A 17,247-nucleotide genomic window follows, 5' to 3' on the forward strand; every position below is an offset into this window, starting at 1 on the left:
ACATCCACCGCCCACGACTCGAACCACGCCGAAGCGGAGGTTTTCACATGAGGCAACGAATGGTGCTACGCGGAGGTTTCTTATGAGTCAACGCGTGCCATTGCGCATGCTCAAACTCCGGTGTAAAACGGGTCACAGTTCCGGTTTCCAGCGCGCCCACCCAGTGCAGCGAAGGACGGAACAAAGCCCAGAAGAGACGGTGGTGCCACCGTGGCACCACCGTGTTCAGTCCTCGTCCCTCTTGAACGCCCGGTCGAGCAGCGCTGCGCTGGCCGGGTTCGCCAGTTCGCTGCGTTGGATGTAATGCATCACCGTGACCCGGGTGTCCGTATGTCCGAGGAGCGCTGTGGCGGGCTCGATGCTGGCGTTGTCGTTGAACTCGGTCGCGACCGTGCGGCGAAACATGTGCCGGGTCACCCCCGCGATCCCGACTCCGCTGAATACTTGTCGCGTTAGCGCTTTTCCCGGATTTCGTGCCTGCCAAGGGCCGTGCTCTCGCGATCCAGATAGGAATCCAAGTCAATCAGCATCCCGTTCAGTCCTCGGGGCCGACCGGCCTGCGCCGGCTCGTAGTAGATGAAGCGTTTGTAAGCATCTGGGGCGCGAAATTCATCCAGCCATTCTTCAATTTCCACCCATGGATCGTCGTAGTCATTCCAGTGCTCGCGAATGGCGCGAAGGGTCAGGTAGATCCACACTCGCTGGGCGAGACGAATTGCCTCATCCGGCTCCTCCTCATCGAGCTCGTCGTCATCCGGAATTGATGGGAGATATTGGCGCAGCTGTTCCGCTTCGTCTGAGAGGAGCAATGCGATTCGCTCTTCTAACTCATTCTGGACAAGACGGGAGTTGTATCGGGCTAGCGCGACTTCAATCACGTCGCCTTCGCTGATCAACCCCTTACTTAGGCCATAAGCCATCACAGTTGGGGTCGCGAACTGTAGGTCCACGGCGCCCGTCGACAAGTCCAATTTGGTGTCACGCATATGAGTCACCTGATTCGCCTGAATCGTCAATGTGGAGCACTATGCAAGCGATCCGAAGTTGCGAAGCCAGACTCGGTCCGAGTAGCCGCCCTGCGGCAAGTAGGTTATTCGCCACTGGTCAGACAAGCCCTGGATACCCGTTTCATCAAGGTCATAACCGGATGTCACCGCCCGCCTAGGCCAGAGTCGGGAAGCCACGACGTAACTCCACGTCTCCGGCTGCGATCCAAGGACGAGATTGATGTAGTGATCTTTGTGCTTGCCGCTACCAACTATCCCCAGAAGTGGCCGACTCGGTTCGATTTCCTCGAGCCGCAAAAAGTCTTGTTTGGCCATGGAGAGGGAGTGCCTCCACGAAGTGACCACCTTTCCTGGCCTCCCTGCGGCGAGCAACGCGCCGCCCATTGCCACGACCGAAAAGACGACGGCCATCCCGGCGTTTCCGGTGCCTACTGCAACAGCGACAAGACAGGCACACACGAGGAGCGGCAATAGGAGATCCCGGCGCATCAGCCTCCTCAAGACCATCACCACACCCACATCACTCGTCGGTCGCGCCATGGAGTCACGCTATCGGGAATCGTCGGCGGTTGGGCACAAGCTCAAGCTCCTGATTCACCATGAGCCTGTCTTCGCCGTGACTGTGAAAACGGCACCGGCCGCGAGGTTAGGAAACCTGTCGGTTTGAGCCAACGTCGAAAAATCCCAGATCACACGGTGCTGCCACCGTGGCAGCGCCGCATTCACCCCTCGTCCTTCGCGAACGCCCGGTCGAGGAGCGCGGCCGTGGCCGGGTTCACGAGTTCGCTGCGTTGGATGTAATGCATCACGGTGACCCTGGTGTCGGTGTGACCGAGGAGTTCAGCGGCGAGTTCGATGCTGGCGTTGGTGTTGACCGCGGTCGCGACGGTGCGGCGGAACATGTGCGGGGTTACCCCGTTGATGCCTGCTCCCTCGAGTACCTGTCGGAGCTGACGGCGCACGTTCGCGGTGGTCAGCGGGGTACCGTCCCGGGACTGGAACAGTAGTGAATCCAGGCCCAGACTCCCGACCTTGGCGAGCCTCCGGCGGACCGCGTCGGCGGTAAAGGTGGGCAGGGCGACAACGCGAGTGGACTTGGCGGTTTTGGGGTGGTCCTGCCGGAAGGTCTGCTCACCCTTGCGGCTGACGATTGTGCCGGCCAGGCGGATGGAAGGCACGGGGCTGGTGATGTCGACGTCCCGGCGGCGGATGGCCAGCACCTCGCCGATCCGGGCTGAGGTGCCGAGCATCACCTCGATGATCGCGCCGAGCTGGCCGTCGGGCTTGGGGCCGGAGATGTGGTCGGCGGCGCTCTCCCACTGGGCGATCGCCGCACGGATCACATTCACCTCGGGGGCCATGAGGGCATCGGGGACGTGCGGCTCACGGTGGAGGCGGGAGACATGGTCCATCGGGTTCCGCGGCAGGACTTCGTGCCGCACCGCGAGTTCCAGTGCGAGCCGCAGCACGACCCGGGCCTGTTTGGCGCGACTGTAGGAGATCTTCGCGAGCTGTTTGATGAACTTGTCGCACCGGGCCACGCCGATCTCGCGCAGGGCAAGGTGGTCGAAGGCGGGTGAGACGAGGGTGCGCATGTTGCGCTCGTAGAGGTTCCGGGTGGTCCTTGAGATCCGGCCCTCCAGGTCGATGTCCTCCAACCAGTACGTCACGAGGTCACTGAACAGGCTGTCCGGGGTCAGGGTCGCGTCGGCGGGTTGGAACAGGTCCCGGTCGGCGAGCTTGGCCTTCAGCGCCCGTTCGGCGGCTTTGGCGGTGGCGCCGGTGGCCTGCACCAGACGTGCGTGGCCGTCCCAGTCCCGGTAGCGAGTTCTCGCCTCGTAGCGGCCGGTCGGCGACTGGCGGGTGCTGATGTCGCCGAAGGTGCCGATCGTCAACCGTTGCCGGGCCATCTCAGTTCACCGCCGATCGGGGCGCCCGGGCGGGCTGGAGGGCTCCCGCTGCTGGGCGATCCAGGCCCGCACGTCGGAGATGGCGAACTTCAGGTGTTTGCCGAACCGGTAGGCCGTGGGGCCTTTGCCGTGCACACGCCAGTCGTAGACCGTGGAGATCGGGATGCCCAGGTAGGACGCCAGCTCGGCGATGTCCATCAGGGGCTCGAGCCCCCAGTCGTCGGTGGGAGTCGAGGGTGGGTTGTCGTCGTGGATGCTCATACCCAGAAGGTGCGCACGACGATCCCGGACGATCGGGAGGGACCGAAAACGACGTCGGCGCCTCAGACGACAGGGCCGACTCAGGGGCTGTGGAGCAGTGAAAGTGATGACTTAGTGATGACGTAATCAAATCTCTAACCAAAAAAGTCCCGGAAACCCTTGAGTTTCCGGGACATTTGGTGGGCTGTTCTAAGAACTCAATGTGCCCCGGAAACACGGGTGCCACTTCTTCTCCTGAAACGCGTTTTCCTCCACACCCCTCCGGATTTTCCTCTTTTCGCCCGCCGCTTCCCTACGCTGCTGGCCCGTTGCCGCTGGCCGCAACGACTATGCACTTCACTGCTACGGCGAGCGACTATCCCCGGTGCGACGCAGTGTCCACATCGCAGTGCACAGCTCGAAAGCGCTTAGCTCGTCGGGATCGCGACCGCTGGCCCCTCGATGCACCAACTGGAACCGCCGCTCTCTGTGACCAATCCTCTGACGTTCTCGACGATCGCGGCTATCGACCATGTGGCGCTCGTGTCCATGTAAGTGCCAGGCCGGAACACAATCGGCCAGACTGCGCCGTTCGCTGGAACGCCAATCCGGTACACGCCCGGACCTGTCGGAATACTCAAGATGCGCTGGTGGGAATCCGCCCTCGCCCCGAGCCGCGCAGATAGGAACTCCGTCATAATGCCGGGAAGGTGAACGATCCCGACTTCGTGCTCGACGCCCTTTACCCACTCACGATCTGCGCGCGCTGTTGACAGCAGATCAGAAGCGTCTCGGACGTCATCAACCCAGCCAATTCCGAAGATGGGCGGCATCCCGTTGACTCGCCACATTGCCGCGCTCACTAGATCGGAAGCTGCCGACTCCTCGCTGCTTATCTCTGAACCCCCCGCGTCGAAGCGTCCTGTAAGCGGCGGCCTCTGCAACGTTCGCGGGATACGCCGACAGGTCGCAACTGGCGATGAACCAGCTTGGGAAGCGCGATCACCTAGTCACTGCGCTGAGGCGCGCAAAGCGTGATTGGCGACGCGATGGTGCAGGCGAAGGAGAAATCATCGTCGACCGTGACCGTGCGGGAACACCCGTTGCGCACTGGTACACCAACGCGGACGATGATCGGGTCGATCTGCACCCCAGGTGGCGGTGACAGCTCGCTCTGTCGCCCCGTTGAACAGTCCGACAGTTTCAGGCAAAGCCGAGATTTCGCGCTTCGGGGTGAAATATCGAAAGCGTGCCTGTTATGGGGCGCGTCTTGTGGCATCGACAGTGCGGCCGTCCGCGCCCAAGAGTTCCTCTCCGAGCTGAAGAATTTCCGTGTGAATTTTGGCCGCAGCTTCCTTGAGTTCAGCAATCGTCAGCCCGGGCGCCTTCACGTACTTGTAAACGAATGACGGTGCGAAGTGATTGAATTCCTTGCGTCCACCGCGCTTTTCTGGCAGCGGCGCTGGGAATGTGTAGAACTCCGGATACTCACGACTGACGTCTTCTCGGAGCAGTCGTGATTCCTCACTGCGTCCGCTGATCGACTGGTCGTGATGAACGGCGGCACGTCGGAACTGCGACCCTTGGAGCTGCCAGCCAAGATGCAAATGCATGCCACGCGTGTAGACGTACTCGAAAGACTCGACCAGGGGCGTCGCATTCGACATGCCTCCTGCGGCTGGTTGTTCCAGGCCGGGCAGTAGTTCATTTAGCGAGCTGGCGACTCGCTGGGCGCGGGCTTTGTGCAAGGCGGCACGCATTTGCGAACTGGAAATAGCGTCCAAGAGACTGTCGGGAAGCCACACCGGTTCGGCATCGGACGTCACATCGACGGCGGACACAAGCCGGTGCAGATCGCCAACAAGCGCGGCATAGCGCCGCATCGTCTCGACCTCGTAGGAGGACTCCGCGGGAAGCGCATCCAGAATGCGGTCCGAAAACTCTGTGTAGCTGAGGTAGCGCCACTCCCCCAACTCGAAGTCCGGCGGGCTGACCGAAAGGAGGACGAGAGCAGGCGGATGGGGCCATCGCACTGTCGCCGACTGGTACTCGTCTAGCTGGTCGCGTTTCGGCAGCGAGAAGACTTTGTTCTCAACCACCAGTGGCGAGCGGTCTGGCCAGTGGAAGACCAAGTCCATGTTCCCGCGCTCACGCTCGACAAAGCGACGGGAGTCGGAACCCGGCGCGCTGAATGGGCGGAATGTCGCATCGGCGGCCTCAGGGAGCAGGTCGAAGTACCAGCCGATGAGGTTGGAGTGGAAGAGCTCGCGTTGTCCGTACATCAACCGCCCGAGCGGATTCGCTTCGATGCGTCGGGCAGCGTCATGGAACTCGCTACTCATGCGCAGCGCTGCGGTTTCAGTCATCCTCCACCCCTCCGATACTTCGCCGGATAGGTAGGTCTCAGCGTTGGCCCTGGCCGCTTGGGCAAGGGCCACTGAGTGCTCCTAGCTATCTCGCTTGAAGCTCATCCTTTCAGTTCGGCACGACATCCTTTGCTTCCTTGACTTGCGAAACAACCGGATAGCGGTCGTAATTCCGAGGTCGAGCAAGGCCCCGGTGCCGCAGCCAATGTCGAGCGTCATCGGGGCGTCACCGCCATGGCCGACGAGCATCTTCATGAGCCCCGTTTTCTCATCGCCGTCTACCGGGGAGTGCAGCCGGTCGTACTCCGTCGCGATCTCGTAGTAAACGGACCAGTGGCCCGAACGTGTGCCCGGGGCATTCTGCACACCGTAGACACGATCGGTCGTCGCCTGGTTGATGAGATCGGTGTTCGCGACAACGGCATCCATCGTCCACCACTTGATCGACCCGTCCGTGCTCGTGAGGTAGATGTTGGTGGTGTCGTAGAACTTCCCGGGCTGACCAAACGTTCGGATCACTGCGCCCGCCCTGACGTAGTCCTCACCCGTGAGGTCGGGAGTCCTTCCCCGCACGACGTACGAGTGCGGGGCGGACTGCGCGTAAGTCTTCGCGAAATTCCAACCAAGTCTCGGCGCCAATTCCAGCCACCACGTCAGGTCGCCAGCGGTCACCCGTTCGGTTGCCCTGTTCATTTTCACTTCCCCAGTTCTGTATCGAATTCGCTGGTTCCATTCCGACCACAGCCCCGCCCCGCGGAGAACCCTCCGGGCTGCCCCACAGATCTTGCCAGCGGCCACAGACATTGGGCCCGACGCATCGACGTCAAGATCGACTCATCCCACCTTGCCCGGGCACAGCGAGATGAGGTCCCGGACCAGGTGCGCCGGAGGCGACTGGGACGGTGTACCGCCGGTACCCACCCTGCGTGCGTCCGGTCGGCGACACAAGTCCAGTGGCGTCCCTTCAGCAGCGCCCACCCCTCTATGCGCATCCAGTACGGTGGGCATCATAACGCTCGACTTGTCGTTCCTTGAGGTTTCGTTGTCGCCGGCACGGAGCGTTCAGCGGCCGGTCAATGTGTACGACATCCTCCGTGAGGGGTGGCGGGAGACCCGTGTCGATATGACACTGCAGTTCTTCCTTGACCCGACGGAACGCCATGGCCTTGGGTCCCTCGCCATGGACGCACTCCTTCGCCTCCTCGACGGCGCACCGGACATCGACCCGGGTGGTCATAGCAGCAAGAGGCTGATCGCAAAGGACGCGGAAGGCTCTGACTCGTGGGAGATCGCCACACAGGTCGGTTTCATCGACGTGTACGCGGCGAACCCGGATCTGGGGATTGCGCTCGTGCTGGAGAACAAGATCGGCCATGTGCTCGATAACCCGCTGGGGAAGTACGCGGAGTTTGCTCGAAACGACGGTTTCGACACGGTACTTGTAGCGGTGCTCGCGCCCGAGGCACGGGAGCACCTCGACCCAACACAGAAGAACTGACGGCGCTCACTGAAATTCCCCAGTTCTGCTCACTGAAATTCCCCACTCCGGGTCGCTTCCGCACATAGAAGCGGGCCCTCCTCGATGCTGATGGTCTTCGACCACACACCCGCTCGAGAAGGGCCCTACTCCTATGCTTTCAGAGGAGGACGACGTGGACATCCACGCGCTCAAACGGCAAGGGATGACGATCAGTGAGATCGCCCGCCGCACCGATCACGACCGCAAGACAATCCGTGCTTATCTGGCCGGCGAACGTACTCCGGCTGCCGTCGCCACCTGATCGTCCTGGCTTCGGTATGTGAGCATCGTCGGGCGGGCTCACGGTTTCGCGGTGGTCCGCGACAAGTCGTCGTAGGGTGACTGTCGTGGAGTGGAAAACAAAGGAGTTCTGGGGTGACCGCGGCCGTGTGGCCAGGATCCACGCTGGCCCGTGGGCTGGCCGGATGCTGTTCGCCTCCCCAGAACCAGTCCCAGGGTGGTGGACGATTGTCGTCGACCCGGGCCCCAACCCAGATGCGCCCGGAGACGTCTATATCGATGATGCGGAATACCTCGCAGCGCTGGACGAGGGCCAGTTCGAATGGCTCGCACTCGACGACGAGGAATGGCAGCTCGAGAAGGACCACTTCGACTGGCGCAAAGAGTTGAGCCCTGACACCCGAACCTTGACCACTGCGCAGAAGTTGCTGGCACAGATACGAACGTGGTTCATTAATCGATGAGCGAGGCGAAGACCGCGCAGGCACTTCATCAACTTTTACTATCAGCTGGACTGAGCAGACTCGGGGTAAAGCCGCTCGCGACTTTGATCGACGCCGCATGCGATGCACTCGTCGCCGGGATCGACTCACCGAGCCTGCGCGACCTTGCCGGGCACTCCGCCCACGAGACCTATGTCGACGTTGACGAAATCGTGGAGGCAACGTTTCGGGAGCTTGGGCTGCCAACCTCCTCGTTGGCGGACGAGAAAGCTGTCTTGTACGCGCTGGAGCACTATTGCTTGGAGTACCTCGCGGGTCGAATGCGGGCGTGCGACTTAGCGGCTTGGGCACACTCCAACATCGGGCACGAAGGCCCAGAGATAGCCCAAAGGATCGTTGATCTGGAGGACGACGTTGACTCTGGCCGCCTCGCTGCGAAGCGGTTCGAAAGCGAGGCCCAGCTTCGAGTCCGCGAATTCTTGAGAGCTCGAGACATGCGTTGAAACTCAGACATCAGAGCCTTCGCAGGTCACTCGGGGTTCTGACTGTGATCTTCGACGTCTGGTTTCGCCCGCAGCACGTCGGCGATATCTTCCTCCGGACGGGGCGCGACGGTCTGGTCGACCTCGAGCTCTGGGATGGACGGCTTACCCGGGCTTGGAATGCGCTCCTCATCGGAGTGCTGATTGTGAAGAGACACCGCGAATCCTTTCGTCCAGCGACAATCACAGCGTAATTGGTCTCGCTGCTGCGCAGCCCGGAATCTCGGAAGGCCCTCGGTCGCGCCAAGGGCCCGCGTAGGTCCTCTTTCACGGCGACGCCAGCAAGACCTTCCGGAAACTAAGAACCCCCGATCCCACGGTGGTGCCACCGTGGCACCACCGTGTTCATCCCTCATCCTTCGCGAACGCCCGGTCGAGTAACGCGGCGGTGGCCGGGTTCACCAGTTCGCTGCGCTGGATGTAGTGCATCACCGTGACCCTCGTGTCCGTGTGCCCGAGCAGCTCTGCGGCGAGTTCGATGCTGGCGTTGTCGTTGACAGGGGTCGCGACGGTGCGGCGGAACATGTGCGGGGTCACCCCGTCGATCCCGACCCCGCTAAGTACCTGGCGCAGCTGGCGGCGCACGTTCGCGGTGGTCAGCGGGGTGCCGTCGCGGGATTGGAACAGCAGATCGTCCAGGCCCATGCTCCCGGCGTTGGCGAGGCGCCGGCGGACGGCGTCGGAGGCGAAGGTGGGCAGGGCGACGACGCGGCGGGATTTGGCGGTCTTGGGGTGGTCCTGTCGGAAGGGCTGCTCGCCGTTGCGGCTGACGATGGTGCCGGCCAGGCGGATGGAGGGCACGGGGCCGGTGATGTCGATGTCGCGGCGGCGGATGGCGAGGACCTCGCCGATCCGGGCGGAGGTGCCGAGCATGACCTCGACGATCGCGCCGAGCTGGCCGTCGGGCTTGGGGCCGGAGATGTGGCCGGCGGCGCTCTCCCATTGGGCGATCGCGGCGCGGATCACGTTGACCTCGGGGGCGGTGAGCGCGTCGGGGATGTGCGGGGCGCGGTAGAGGCGGGAGACGTGGTCCATCGGGTTGCTCGGCAGGATCTCGTGCCGCACGGCGAGCTCGAGTGCGAGCCGGAGGACGACGCGGGCCTGCTTGGCGCGGTTGTAGGAGAGCTTCGCGAGCTGCTTGATGAACCGGTCGCAGCGGGCCACCCCGATCTCCCGCAGCGTGAGATTCTCGAACGCCGGGGTGACGAGGGTGCGCATGTTGCGCTCGTACAGGTTCCGGGTGGTCCTCGAGATCCGGCCCTCGAGGTCGATGTCCTCCAGCCAGTAGGTGACGAGGTCGCCGAACGGGGAGTCCGGCGTCAGGTCGGCGTTCGTGGGCTGGAACAGGAACCGGCTTGCGAGCTTGCCCTTCAGCGCCCGTTCGGCGGCCGTGGCGGTGCTGCCGGTGGCCTGCACCTGGCGGGACCTGCCGTCCCAGTCCCGGTACCGGGTCCGCGCCTCGAACCGCCCGGATGACACCCGCCGGGTGGTGATCTCCCCGAACGTGCCGATCGGCAACCGTGCCCGCGGCATCAGATCACCGCCGATCCGTGCGACCGGGATGGATGGAAGGCTCTCGCTGCTCGGTGATCCAGGCGCTCACGTCGGAGACGGCGAACTTCAGGTGCTTGCCGAACCGGTAGGCCACCGGTCCCTTGCCGTGCACCCGCCAGTCGTAGACCGTGGAGACCGGCAGGCCCAGGTAGGCGGCCAGCTCGGTCACGTCCATCAGGGGCTCCAGCCCCCAGGCGCCGGTCGGAGAAGTGGGTGGGGTGTCGTCGTGATTGCTCATACCCAGTAGGTGCGCAGGGCGTCCCCGGAAGACCGGAAGGGACCGAAATCGACGTCGCCGCGCCGGCCAGGAGGGCCCCCTCAGCGGCTGAGGAGAGTTCAATTAGGTGGGTTTTTGATGGGAACATCAAATCTCTTAACCAGAAAGTCCCGGAAACCCTTGAGTTTCCGGGACATTTGGTGGGCTGTCCCAAAAACCTTTACTAGCCCGTGAAACACGCGCCGCATTTCTGCGGCCAGGATTCGTTTTCCTCTACACACCTGCTGATTTTCCTCTTTTCGTACTGAACACCATGGTCTCGACCGCCACGGCCCCCGCTGTTCGGCGGGAGGGCTAGCGTTGTCGACGCTCGTTGAAAAGTAGGCCGTTGGAGCGTTACTGGTCTACTTTTCGAAGAGCGCTGACAAGCGTTGCTCACCAAGTGATAGTGGCGAGGAATGACCGGCTGATCAACCCGGTCACGACCATCTGAGGGAGCGTGCTGTGAGCATCTCGAATCGATATCGGAGGTCCTCCGCTTTCGCTCACGTCAAGCACACAACCTCCGCGGGAAGAACAACACCTAGGGCCAGCAATCGTCGAATTGCCTGGGAGCGAATATCAGCTTGCCAAGGGCGAGCACGAGGTCCTCCCGAAACGGTGGAGCAACAAGTTGCACTGACAACGGGCCGCCGGCTGAGTCGTGTCCGCATGGGGCTGAAAGCGACGGGAGTCCAAACAAAGAGACAATCCGGCTTGGAGCCACAATCTCTGCTTCGGACATGGGCAATCGCGACTCTGTAAGTAGATTCGTTGTCAGTTTCGATGGCGCAACCGTGGACACTGGCATTAGGAGAACCCGGTCTCCCCTAAGCCATTGAAGCAATTCCTGACGCAGGCTGTCACGATCAGCCCAAAGTCGAGCGAGATCCTCATCCGATGCTTGAGCGGTCCTTGAGAGGAGGTTGACGATTTCACCACCGAGCATGTGTTCGCGGCCAGCAACGGCCTGCCGGAGTTCAGTCAGCGGCTCAGCGTCCCGCATCTCTCCATACAGGCCGTATGCGAGATTCATCGCGCTGGGGAGAGACTCCACAAGGCTCGCGCAATGATCCCGAAGAATCTCGGCTGCATAGCCAGTTGCTCCGGCAACCTCGTCTGAAACAGTTCGAGGGCCGACTGTGGTCCCCCACCTACATTCGATGGATCGAATGTCAACACTCGACGAGTGGCGAAGTTGGACAGGCACAGCAACTGGGTCGAGATGGTCCGGTCCCGAGATCGCGCGCAGAATGCATTCCACATCATCAACGGTTCGACCTATTGGCCCTATAACCTGCAACATCCCTTGGAGGGTTCGCGGATTCGGGGAAGCGCCGTTTGCGCGCGTTGTCGCCGGGAACTGGCCTGACCCAGGTACGCGGCCAACTGTCGGACGCAGTCCGACTAGGCGGGCGCACTGGGCCGGCCACCGCACGGACCCGCCGAAGTCTGTGCCTAGACCTGCGCTTGAGATTCCCGACGCCAACGAGGCCGCCTCCCCACCGCTTGAGCCTCCCACTGTGAAACCGCCCAATGGGTTGTACGTTGGCCCATAGCGCGAATTCTGAGTATTGACCGAGAAAGCGAACTCTGGGCAGTTGGTCTTTCCGATTAGTACCGCGCCTGACTGACCCCCAGGCGTCCAACCGGCGCCCGTCTCACCGAAAACCGCGTGATTCCGGGGTTCAGATCATGCAGGACACGTCATAAAATGCATGGTTTGCATGATTCTGGTCCCCTTTTGGTCCCCTTCACCGCAGCGAGAACCAGACCTCGATCACCATCGTTTGAAGTACTTGGTGAGGGCTCGATTCGGTTCTCACTGACCATCACGGTGAGGTGACCTCTCACGTCAACGATCCGACGCTCAGAACTTCGAACTCACAACGCTTCATGGGACGCGACCCCGAGCATGGAACTGGCGGGCCTTCGAGGTTCGGCGCAAGGGAGCCGACAATCATGCGAAAATTTCGTGGCCGACCGCGGTCGGCACCCGCCCGCCTCATTCATCAGGTTCCGCCGTCACGAAGCCTTCCTTCGACATCACGCGTCTGCGCCGTGAGTACATGCGTTCCAAGATAGGCACGTTCTTGTCCCGGTAGTCGTGAACGATCGCGGGCATAGAGTGCTCCGCTCGTCCACGCGTGATGCGGCCGATCTGCTGAATGACGCGCCCTTTGAAAGAGACCGGGACAGTGAGGAAGAGAGTGTTGAGCGTCGGGAGGTCGAGACCTTCTCCGGCGATCTTGTCGATGGCGACAAGAACGAACGGCTGCTGCTGCGCGTCCATCTCCTCAAGCGAACGCCTGATGTCACGGCGGTTGGCGGCGGTGAGGCGTCCGTGAAGCCGGATCACCGGCGAAGCGCATGATTCCAGCGCATCCGCGAGTACGTCGAGGTGTTGGAGCCTGTTCGTCAGTACGAGGCAAGTGCGCCCCTGGTCGGCTGCTCCTCTGACGTGCCCTGTAATCATTTCGTTGCGCTCGGCATCGGCGGCGAGTTCCGAGTAAATCGCCTGAACGGATGGACCGTCGATTCCGGGTTCCTCGGTGCGGAAGGTCGTCTCATGGACGACCATCTCGCGAGCAGCATGATCGACGGTGTCGACCACGTGGCGGATCGGACCGCATTGCATCGTGATCAGTCCATTCATCTGATCGGCGCGGTAGGGTGTCGCCGTCATCCCCACCCAGTAGCGGACATTGACGTTGCGCAGGGCGGCTTCGGTTGCTGGTGCTGCGACGGCGTGGCATTCGTCGATGATGATCTGCCCGTACTCCTCCAGCATGCTGGGGTCCGCGTTCCGATGCGCGACGGACTGCATCATGATCAGGTCCACAACGCCGCGCTGTTTCCGTCGCCCCGCCCCGAGCTGACCAATCTGCTTCTCGGTCAGGCCGAGGAACTGCTGGAGTCGTTCGCGCCACTGGGCGAGCAGTTCGGCACGGTTCACGAGGATCGCCGTTGGCGTCGCGCGTTCGGCGATAAGGGCGCAGGCCATGACCGTCTTGCCTGCGCCTGGAGGAGCGACGAGCACTCCGGTGTCGTGCGCGAGGAGCGCATCGACCGCGCGCAGTTGCTCGTCTCGGAGTTGACCCGCAAAGGTCACCTCTAGACACGCCGGCGCCGTAGCCACTGTCTCGGTCGTTGTCTGGAAGCCTGCGTCCGCGAGGAGCGCTTCGGCTTCGTCGGCGAGTCCCCGAGGCAGGCGCAGTTCGTGCTCGTCATGCTCGAAGCTTGTGACCAGACGCGGCGTGCCGAAGGTACTGAACCGCTGAGCCTGTCTGCGGTAGAACTCCGGATTGGGCAAGGACGCCATGTGCTTGAGTTCGGTGATCAAAATCCCCGGAAGGACTTCCGTCGGGATGTGCAGAAAAGCATCGCGGCGTAGCCCCAGCTTTCGTCCCGCTATCGTGCGCGCGACCGCCTTGATATTTGATCGCCGCGGCCGTGCACCGAGCGACTCCGCCGGCCCCACGCGCGACTCCGCGAGGCTCGTCGAACCGAGTTCAGCGACCCGTTCGACGGGTACGGGCGTCGTCATTGCCAGGGCCGCGAACTGATCCTCGTACGGATCCCAGGTCCCGGGATCGACGAACACGGTCGTCCCGCGTCGGCGGCAGTCGCCCTGCAGCGGTAGCGCGATGAGATTGCCCAGGCGCGCCCGCCCAGTGGATCGTTCCGGCAGGGTGTCTTGTGACGGAAAGAAGCGATCGTAACTCTGAAAATCCATCGTCGGTCGGCGCGCCATGGCGGCGCGCAGAAGGCGCATCCCTGCCGTGCGTGCTGTCGCCGCCGGAACAAGGTCCTCGAAAAAGATCCAGACATGCGCACCCTCACCGGATCGCGACACTTCGGTGAGCACGTCGATCCTGGCGCGCTCGCACTCCGCAACGAATGCTGTGGCGTCGTGCCGCCACTGCGCGTCGTCGAAGTCGCAGACCAGTAGACGGCACTGGTCGCCCTCAACCATCGGGTAGAGGCCGACATGAAACTCGCGCTCTCCGGGTTGAGAAGCGCCTCGAAGATGCCGCTCCACGGTTCGATCTTCGAGTGGCAGATAGTCCGCAGCGGTCTCGGATCCGGTGTAAAAGCCGCCGCGTACCGCGGGGGCCCAACCTGACTTTCCCGTGCGCGCGCTGGTCCATCGCACCGCGTGGACATCATTCCTGCCGACGAAGCGAGCACGGAACAGGGCGAGCTTTTCGGCACTCGACGATGCTGCCGTCACCGCAGGCAGCAGGCCAGCACGAGCAGGTACAGCCACCAAGACCTTTGCCATCGCGTCTCTCGCGCGCTCAAGTTCTCCGAGCTCGCTGCGAGCCTCCGCGAGGCCCTGCTCCAGTCTCGTTATCCGAGACCTCAAGACGTCGATCTCGGCGTCAGTCAACGGCTTTTCCCCAGGACTGAGAGTTCGGGTCCCATCTCAGATAGGCCACGTTATTTGTCAGGGCAGGTTCGGCGAAGAGTATGCATGCCTGAAGAAGTTCGGCGAAGCTCTCCGGCGTCGACTGTTCGAGTCGTTGCTTTTTACGCCAGGTCTCCCACTTGCGTTGTGCCAGCGCCGGCATCCCCGCCATCAGTGGTCCAAGGGGTTCGATGTCGACGTGACGGTAGCGGGCGACGGTGACGATCGCCTCGCGCAGGTCTGCTCCGCGGATGATCCTGGACCTCGCGATGGCCGCGATGTCGGTGAAGTCGCGCCAGCGGGTGTTCTGCTCACCTCGTTCGAGTGCGGTGACGATCTTCTCGGCAAGCACCATGTGGTCGGGATAGCCTCTCAGGCGAAGTGTTCCGCCGAGCAGCAGCGGGAGCACCGCTTCGGTTGGGGCCGGCCAGATCGGATCACCAAAGTTCACGTCGACGTGCAGAGCTACCCGCGCGGTCGCGAGTTGCGCGGTGATCTTGACGCGGACACCGTTGTAATCGGCGTCGTCCCGGATTGGCTCTCCCACTGCTGAGTCCGGATCGAACTCCAATCCGTCTTCGAGATGTACCTCGATGATGCTGCGCACCCGTTGCTCGACATCGGCTATGTCGTTGGCGAATCCAGTCGCTGCGAAGTCGATATCGCGGGTCGGTCGGCGCGCAGCGAATGCCGCCATAAGCACACCGCCCTTGAGTACGAACTCTCCGGCATGCTCAGAGACGGCCAACCGGGCGAGAAAACCTTCGAGCGCGTACAACGTGAAGTACTCAGCAGGATCGCGTCCCTCACGGCGGGCGAGATTGCGCAGATCGTTGTACGCCTGCCCAGCAGGCGTATCTCGTGTCGGCGTTGGCGGAGTCATAGGAGCGCCTCGAGCGCCTGGCGGATCCGCGGCTGCGCCTTTGGGAAAGACGAGGCAACCTTCAACAGGGCCGCCGGCGAGTTCCCGCGGCGGCGCAACCACCGTCGGAGTGCGTCGTAGGCGACGTCGCTGCCTTCTTGATGCATGAGCCGGAAGCAGTCCACGATCGTTCTCTCGGCTGAGTAGATGGAGAACCTAAGTCCATTTCCGGCATCGATGTGGTCGCGTCCGATGTGAAAGGTTGTCGGGTCGAAGCTGTGCCAGGCAACGTGAGCGAGCCCAACGGGATGATGGACACCACGCGGTAGGGCGATATCGGACTCGAACGGGATGGCGTCGCTCAGGTCGTGGTGCACGAGCGCACTCGTTAGACACAACGTCGCCTCTTCACGCACGGCCGTTGCTGCGGCGAGCGAAGCAAAGGCAGTGTCGATCTTGTCAGGACGCAGATACACGCCGCGACCTACGCGTTCGATCTCACCCTTCGCGAGAAGGTCGTAAACCTGATCTTTCCGCAGGCCTGCGGTGCGAGCGTCGCCGAGCGTGAACACGGGTCCGAGGTCCGCCGCCATCATCCACCTCCCAACTCTCTACACATGAAGCCTATCTGTAATGAGTTAGGAAGGCTACGACGAGGCTCAAGGGATGAAACGTTCCTTTGCCGCCATCCCTCCACTCGGAGTCCACATCAACACCGACACCTTGCCCTGCGGAAAACGTATTCGCGCACGAGCAAGGTGGACTGACCCGATCTCAGGTGTTCGCAAAAGTCGATCGATCACCGTCGACAACAAAGCGTCCGCATACGAGTTCTTCAGAGCGCTAAGGTCCCACGCCGGCGCAGACCTCGACCCGTTCATCACACTGACGGACTACGCAAATCAGATCGGAGATCGGTTCCTCCGCGGCGTGGACATGACCTCCACTGCCTCCGGATACCGTGCGGGACTTTGGCTCCGAGCTCTACCGGCGCTTGGGCGTCTATGCATTCGGGACATCACGACCGGAATCGTGGACCGAAGCATCGACCGCTGGGAGATCGAGCACTCTCGCTCGACACTCAAGAACACGATCGCTGCACTCACACGAGTTCTCGACGAGGCCGTTCGCGACGAAATCATCACCCGAAATCCGGTGAGAGACCGGGCTCATCGACGGTATAGGATGCGGGAGGCACCGCAGCTCCAAACACCCATTCCTTCACTCACCGATGTCGGACTGATCGCTGCCGCGTGTGCCGAGGCCCACCAGAGCTACGGCGACCACGTCATGCTCAGCGCCTTTCTTGCCGCACGCACTTCAGAAGTCGCCGGGCTCGTCGTCGGCGACATCGATTGGACGAACAGGATCGTCGCGATCGAACGCCAGTGCTTCCCCGGTGCCGGCGGCCTCAGCATCAAGCCTCCGAAGGGTCGTCGAGCTCGCCAGGTGCCGATCATTGAGCCGCTTGAGCCTGTGCTGCGCAGGCTCACGATGCGGCGGGCGCGCAGCCTGCCGTTGTTGCGCGGGCCACGCGGCGGTGTCATCACGACTGCAACGTTGCGTGACGCAACCGGTTGGGACGAGCTGGTTGCATCGCTGGGGTTGCGGGGGTTGCGCCGTCATGACCTGCGGCATGCGGGTGCAACCTGGTTCTCGAATGCCGGCGTCCCGATCCATGTCGTGAGCGACATCCTCGGGCATACGTCCGTTGAGACCACGCGTGCGTACCTTCACACTGACAACACCGCACTGCAGAACGCTGCGGCACGGATCAACAAACACCTCCGGGAGACTGCGATGAACAGCTGATATGTAGTTGCTTTTGTCAAGTGGGCAGGGTGAAGCGGCGTCCGGGATGATCGTTCCCGGGCGCCGCTTCTGCTGGTCATCGAGT

Annotated in this window: 18 protein-coding genes and 1 pseudogene; 5 read left to right on the forward strand and 14 right to left on the reverse strand. The window is 62.4% G+C overall.

Features of this window, described 5'->3' with window-relative positions; genetic code table 11:
- Positions 1-225: 225 nt before the first annotated feature.
- From ABIB15_RS14775 to ABIB15_RS14805, 7 genes are all read right to left on the reverse strand, one after another.
- Positions 226-417, reverse strand: coding sequence for a site-specific integrase (locus tag ABIB15_RS14775; protein WP_354480280.1), 192 nt, complete (start codon positions 415-417; stop codon positions 226-228).
- Between the two features lie 35 nt (positions 418-452).
- Positions 453-986, reverse strand: a complete 534-nt coding sequence (locus ABIB15_RS14780) for a DUF2247 family protein (RefSeq protein ID WP_354480283.1) — start codon at positions 984-986, stop codon at positions 453-455.
- A gap of 39 nt (positions 987-1,025) precedes the next feature.
- Positions 1,026-1,547, reverse strand: a complete 522-nt coding sequence (locus ABIB15_RS14785; protein WP_354480285.1) for a hypothetical protein — start codon at positions 1,545-1,547, stop codon at positions 1,026-1,028.
- 182 nt (positions 1,548-1,729) lie between these two features.
- The gene (locus ABIB15_RS14790; protein ID WP_354480288.1) at positions 1,730-2,917 is read right to left on the reverse strand and encodes a tyrosine-type recombinase/integrase; all 1,188 of its coding nucleotides are present in this window, start codon (positions 2,915-2,917) and stop codon (positions 1,730-1,732) included.
- Between the two features lie 6 nt (positions 2,918-2,923).
- Entirely contained in the window at positions 2,924-3,178 is a 255-nt protein-coding gene (locus ABIB15_RS14795; protein WP_354480290.1) for a helix-turn-helix domain-containing protein, read from the reverse strand.
- A gap of 1,235 nt (positions 3,179-4,413) precedes the next feature.
- Positions 4,414-5,523: a PDDEXK-like family protein gene (locus ABIB15_RS14800; protein WP_354480291.1), complete on the reverse strand. Its 1,110-nt coding sequence runs from the start codon at positions 5,521-5,523 to the stop codon at positions 4,414-4,416.
- Positions 5,524-5,604: 81 nt separating this feature from the next.
- The gene (locus ABIB15_RS14805) at positions 5,605-6,216 is read right to left on the reverse strand and encodes a hypothetical protein (RefSeq protein ID WP_354480294.1); all 612 of its coding nucleotides are present in this window, start codon (positions 6,214-6,216) and stop codon (positions 5,605-5,607) included.
- 307 nt (positions 6,217-6,523) lie between these two features.
- Between ABIB15_RS14805 and ABIB15_RS14810 the strand changes: the two genes are divergently transcribed.
- From ABIB15_RS14810 to ABIB15_RS14825, 4 genes are all read left to right on the forward strand, one after another.
- On the forward strand, positions 6,524-7,021 hold the full coding sequence (locus tag ABIB15_RS14810) for a PD-(D/E)XK nuclease family protein (protein ID WP_354480297.1): 498 nt from the start codon (positions 6,524-6,526) through the stop codon (positions 7,019-7,021).
- Positions 7,022-7,175: 154 nt separating this feature from the next.
- Entirely contained in the window at positions 7,176-7,304 is a 129-nt protein-coding gene (locus tag ABIB15_RS14815; protein ID WP_354480300.1) for a helix-turn-helix domain-containing protein, read from the forward strand.
- A gap of 85 nt (positions 7,305-7,389) precedes the next feature.
- Positions 7,390-7,746, forward strand: coding sequence for a hypothetical protein (locus ABIB15_RS14820; protein ID WP_354480302.1), 357 nt, complete (start codon positions 7,390-7,392; stop codon positions 7,744-7,746).
- On the forward strand, positions 7,743-8,228 hold the full coding sequence (locus ABIB15_RS14825; RefSeq protein ID WP_354480305.1) for a hypothetical protein: 486 nt from the start codon (positions 7,743-7,745) through the stop codon (positions 8,226-8,228). The genes ABIB15_RS14820 and ABIB15_RS14825 overlap by 4 nt, the downstream gene beginning before the upstream one ends.
- Positions 8,229-8,254: 26 nt before the next feature.
- On the opposite strand, the gene ABIB15_RS14830 is transcribed toward ABIB15_RS14825, so the two are convergent.
- The 7 genes and pseudogenes from ABIB15_RS14830 to ABIB15_RS14860 form a co-directional block, all read right to left on the reverse strand.
- Positions 8,255-8,425, reverse strand: a complete 171-nt coding sequence (locus ABIB15_RS14830) for a hypothetical protein (protein WP_354480307.1) — start codon at positions 8,423-8,425, stop codon at positions 8,255-8,257.
- A gap of 187 nt (positions 8,426-8,612) precedes the next feature.
- Entirely contained in the window at positions 8,613-9,800 is a 1,188-nt protein-coding gene (locus tag ABIB15_RS14835) for a tyrosine-type recombinase/integrase (protein ID WP_354480310.1), read from the reverse strand.
- 4 nt (positions 9,801-9,804) lie between these two features.
- Positions 9,805-10,059 (reverse strand): helix-turn-helix domain-containing protein, encoded by a 255-nt coding sequence (locus ABIB15_RS14840; protein ID WP_354480312.1) that lies wholly within the window; start codon positions 10,057-10,059, stop codon positions 9,805-9,807.
- 562 nt (positions 10,060-10,621) lie between these two features.
- Positions 10,622-11,698 (reverse strand): annotated as a pseudogene (locus ABIB15_RS14845) (amidase); the annotation flags it as partial.
- Between the two features lie 384 nt (positions 11,699-12,082).
- Positions 12,083-14,362: a TOTE conflict system archaeo-eukaryotic primase domain-containing protein gene (locus tag ABIB15_RS14850; protein WP_354480315.1), complete on the reverse strand. Its 2,280-nt coding sequence runs from the start codon at positions 14,360-14,362 to the stop codon at positions 12,083-12,085.
- A gap of 100 nt (positions 14,363-14,462) precedes the next feature.
- A complete protein-coding gene (locus tag ABIB15_RS14855; RefSeq protein WP_134434227.1) occupies positions 14,463-15,371 on the reverse strand; it encodes a nucleotidyl transferase AbiEii/AbiGii toxin family protein in 909 nt (302 codons plus the stop codon).
- Positions 15,368-15,946, reverse strand: a complete 579-nt coding sequence (locus ABIB15_RS14860; RefSeq protein WP_134434228.1) for a type IV toxin-antitoxin system AbiEi family antitoxin domain-containing protein — start codon at positions 15,944-15,946, stop codon at positions 15,368-15,370. Before ABIB15_RS14860 ends, ABIB15_RS14855 begins: the two co-directional genes overlap by 4 nt.
- Positions 15,947-16,016: 70 nt before the next feature.
- Here ABIB15_RS14860 and ABIB15_RS14865 point away from each other — a divergent pair, with 70 nt between their 5' ends.
- Entirely contained in the window at positions 16,017-17,162 is a 1,146-nt protein-coding gene (locus tag ABIB15_RS14865; protein WP_134434229.1) for a tyrosine-type recombinase/integrase, read from the forward strand.
- The last annotated feature ends 85 nt before the right edge of the window (positions 17,163-17,247 follow it).

The organism is Marisediminicola sp. UYEF4, from assembly GCF_040546025.1.
Classification (GTDB): Bacteria; Actinomycetota; Actinomycetes; order Actinomycetales; family Microbacteriaceae; genus Marisediminicola.

Coding starts and splice junctions, on each gene's coding strand:
- ABIB15_RS14855 (WP_134434227.1), bottom strand. CDS start 15,371: ATGACTCCGCCAACGCCGACACGAGATACGCCTGCTGGGCAGGCGTAC.
- ABIB15_RS14795 (WP_354480290.1), bottom strand. CDS start 3,178: ATGAGCATCCACGACGACAACCCACCCTCGACTCCCACCGACGACTGG.
- ABIB15_RS14865 (WP_134434229.1), top strand. CDS start 16,017: ATGAAACGTTCCTTTGCCGCCATCCCTCCACTCGGAGTCCACATCAAC.
- ABIB15_RS14785 (WP_354480285.1), bottom strand. CDS start 1,547: ATGGCGCGACCGACGAGTGATGTGGGTGTGGTGATGGTCTTGAGGAGG.
- ABIB15_RS14850 (WP_354480315.1), bottom strand. CDS start 14,362: ATGGCAAAGGTCTTGGTGGCTGTACCTGCTCGTGCTGGCCTGCTGCCT.
- ABIB15_RS14860 (WP_134434228.1), bottom strand. CDS start 15,946: ATGATGGCGGCGGACCTCGGACCCGTGTTCACGCTCGGCGACGCTCGC.
- ABIB15_RS14835 (WP_354480310.1), bottom strand. CDS start 9,800: ATGCCGCGGGCACGGTTGCCGATCGGCACGTTCGGGGAGATCACCACC.
- ABIB15_RS14780 (WP_354480283.1), bottom strand. CDS start 986: ATGCGTGACACCAAATTGGACTTGTCGACGGGCGCCGTGGACCTACAG.
- ABIB15_RS14840 (WP_354480312.1), bottom strand. CDS start 10,059: ATGAGCAATCACGACGACACCCCACCCACTTCTCCGACCGGCGCCTGG.
- ABIB15_RS14800 (WP_354480291.1), bottom strand. CDS start 5,523: ATGACTGAAACCGCAGCGCTGCGCATGAGTAGCGAGTTCCATGACGCT.
- ABIB15_RS14805 (WP_354480294.1), bottom strand. CDS start 6,216: ATGAACAGGGCAACCGAACGGGTGACCGCTGGCGACCTGACGTGGTGG.
- ABIB15_RS14825 (WP_354480305.1), top strand. CDS start 7,743: ATGAGCGAGGCGAAGACCGCGCAGGCACTTCATCAACTTTTACTATCA.
- ABIB15_RS14790 (WP_354480288.1), bottom strand. CDS start 2,917: ATGGCCCGGCAACGGTTGACGATCGGCACCTTCGGCGACATCAGCACC.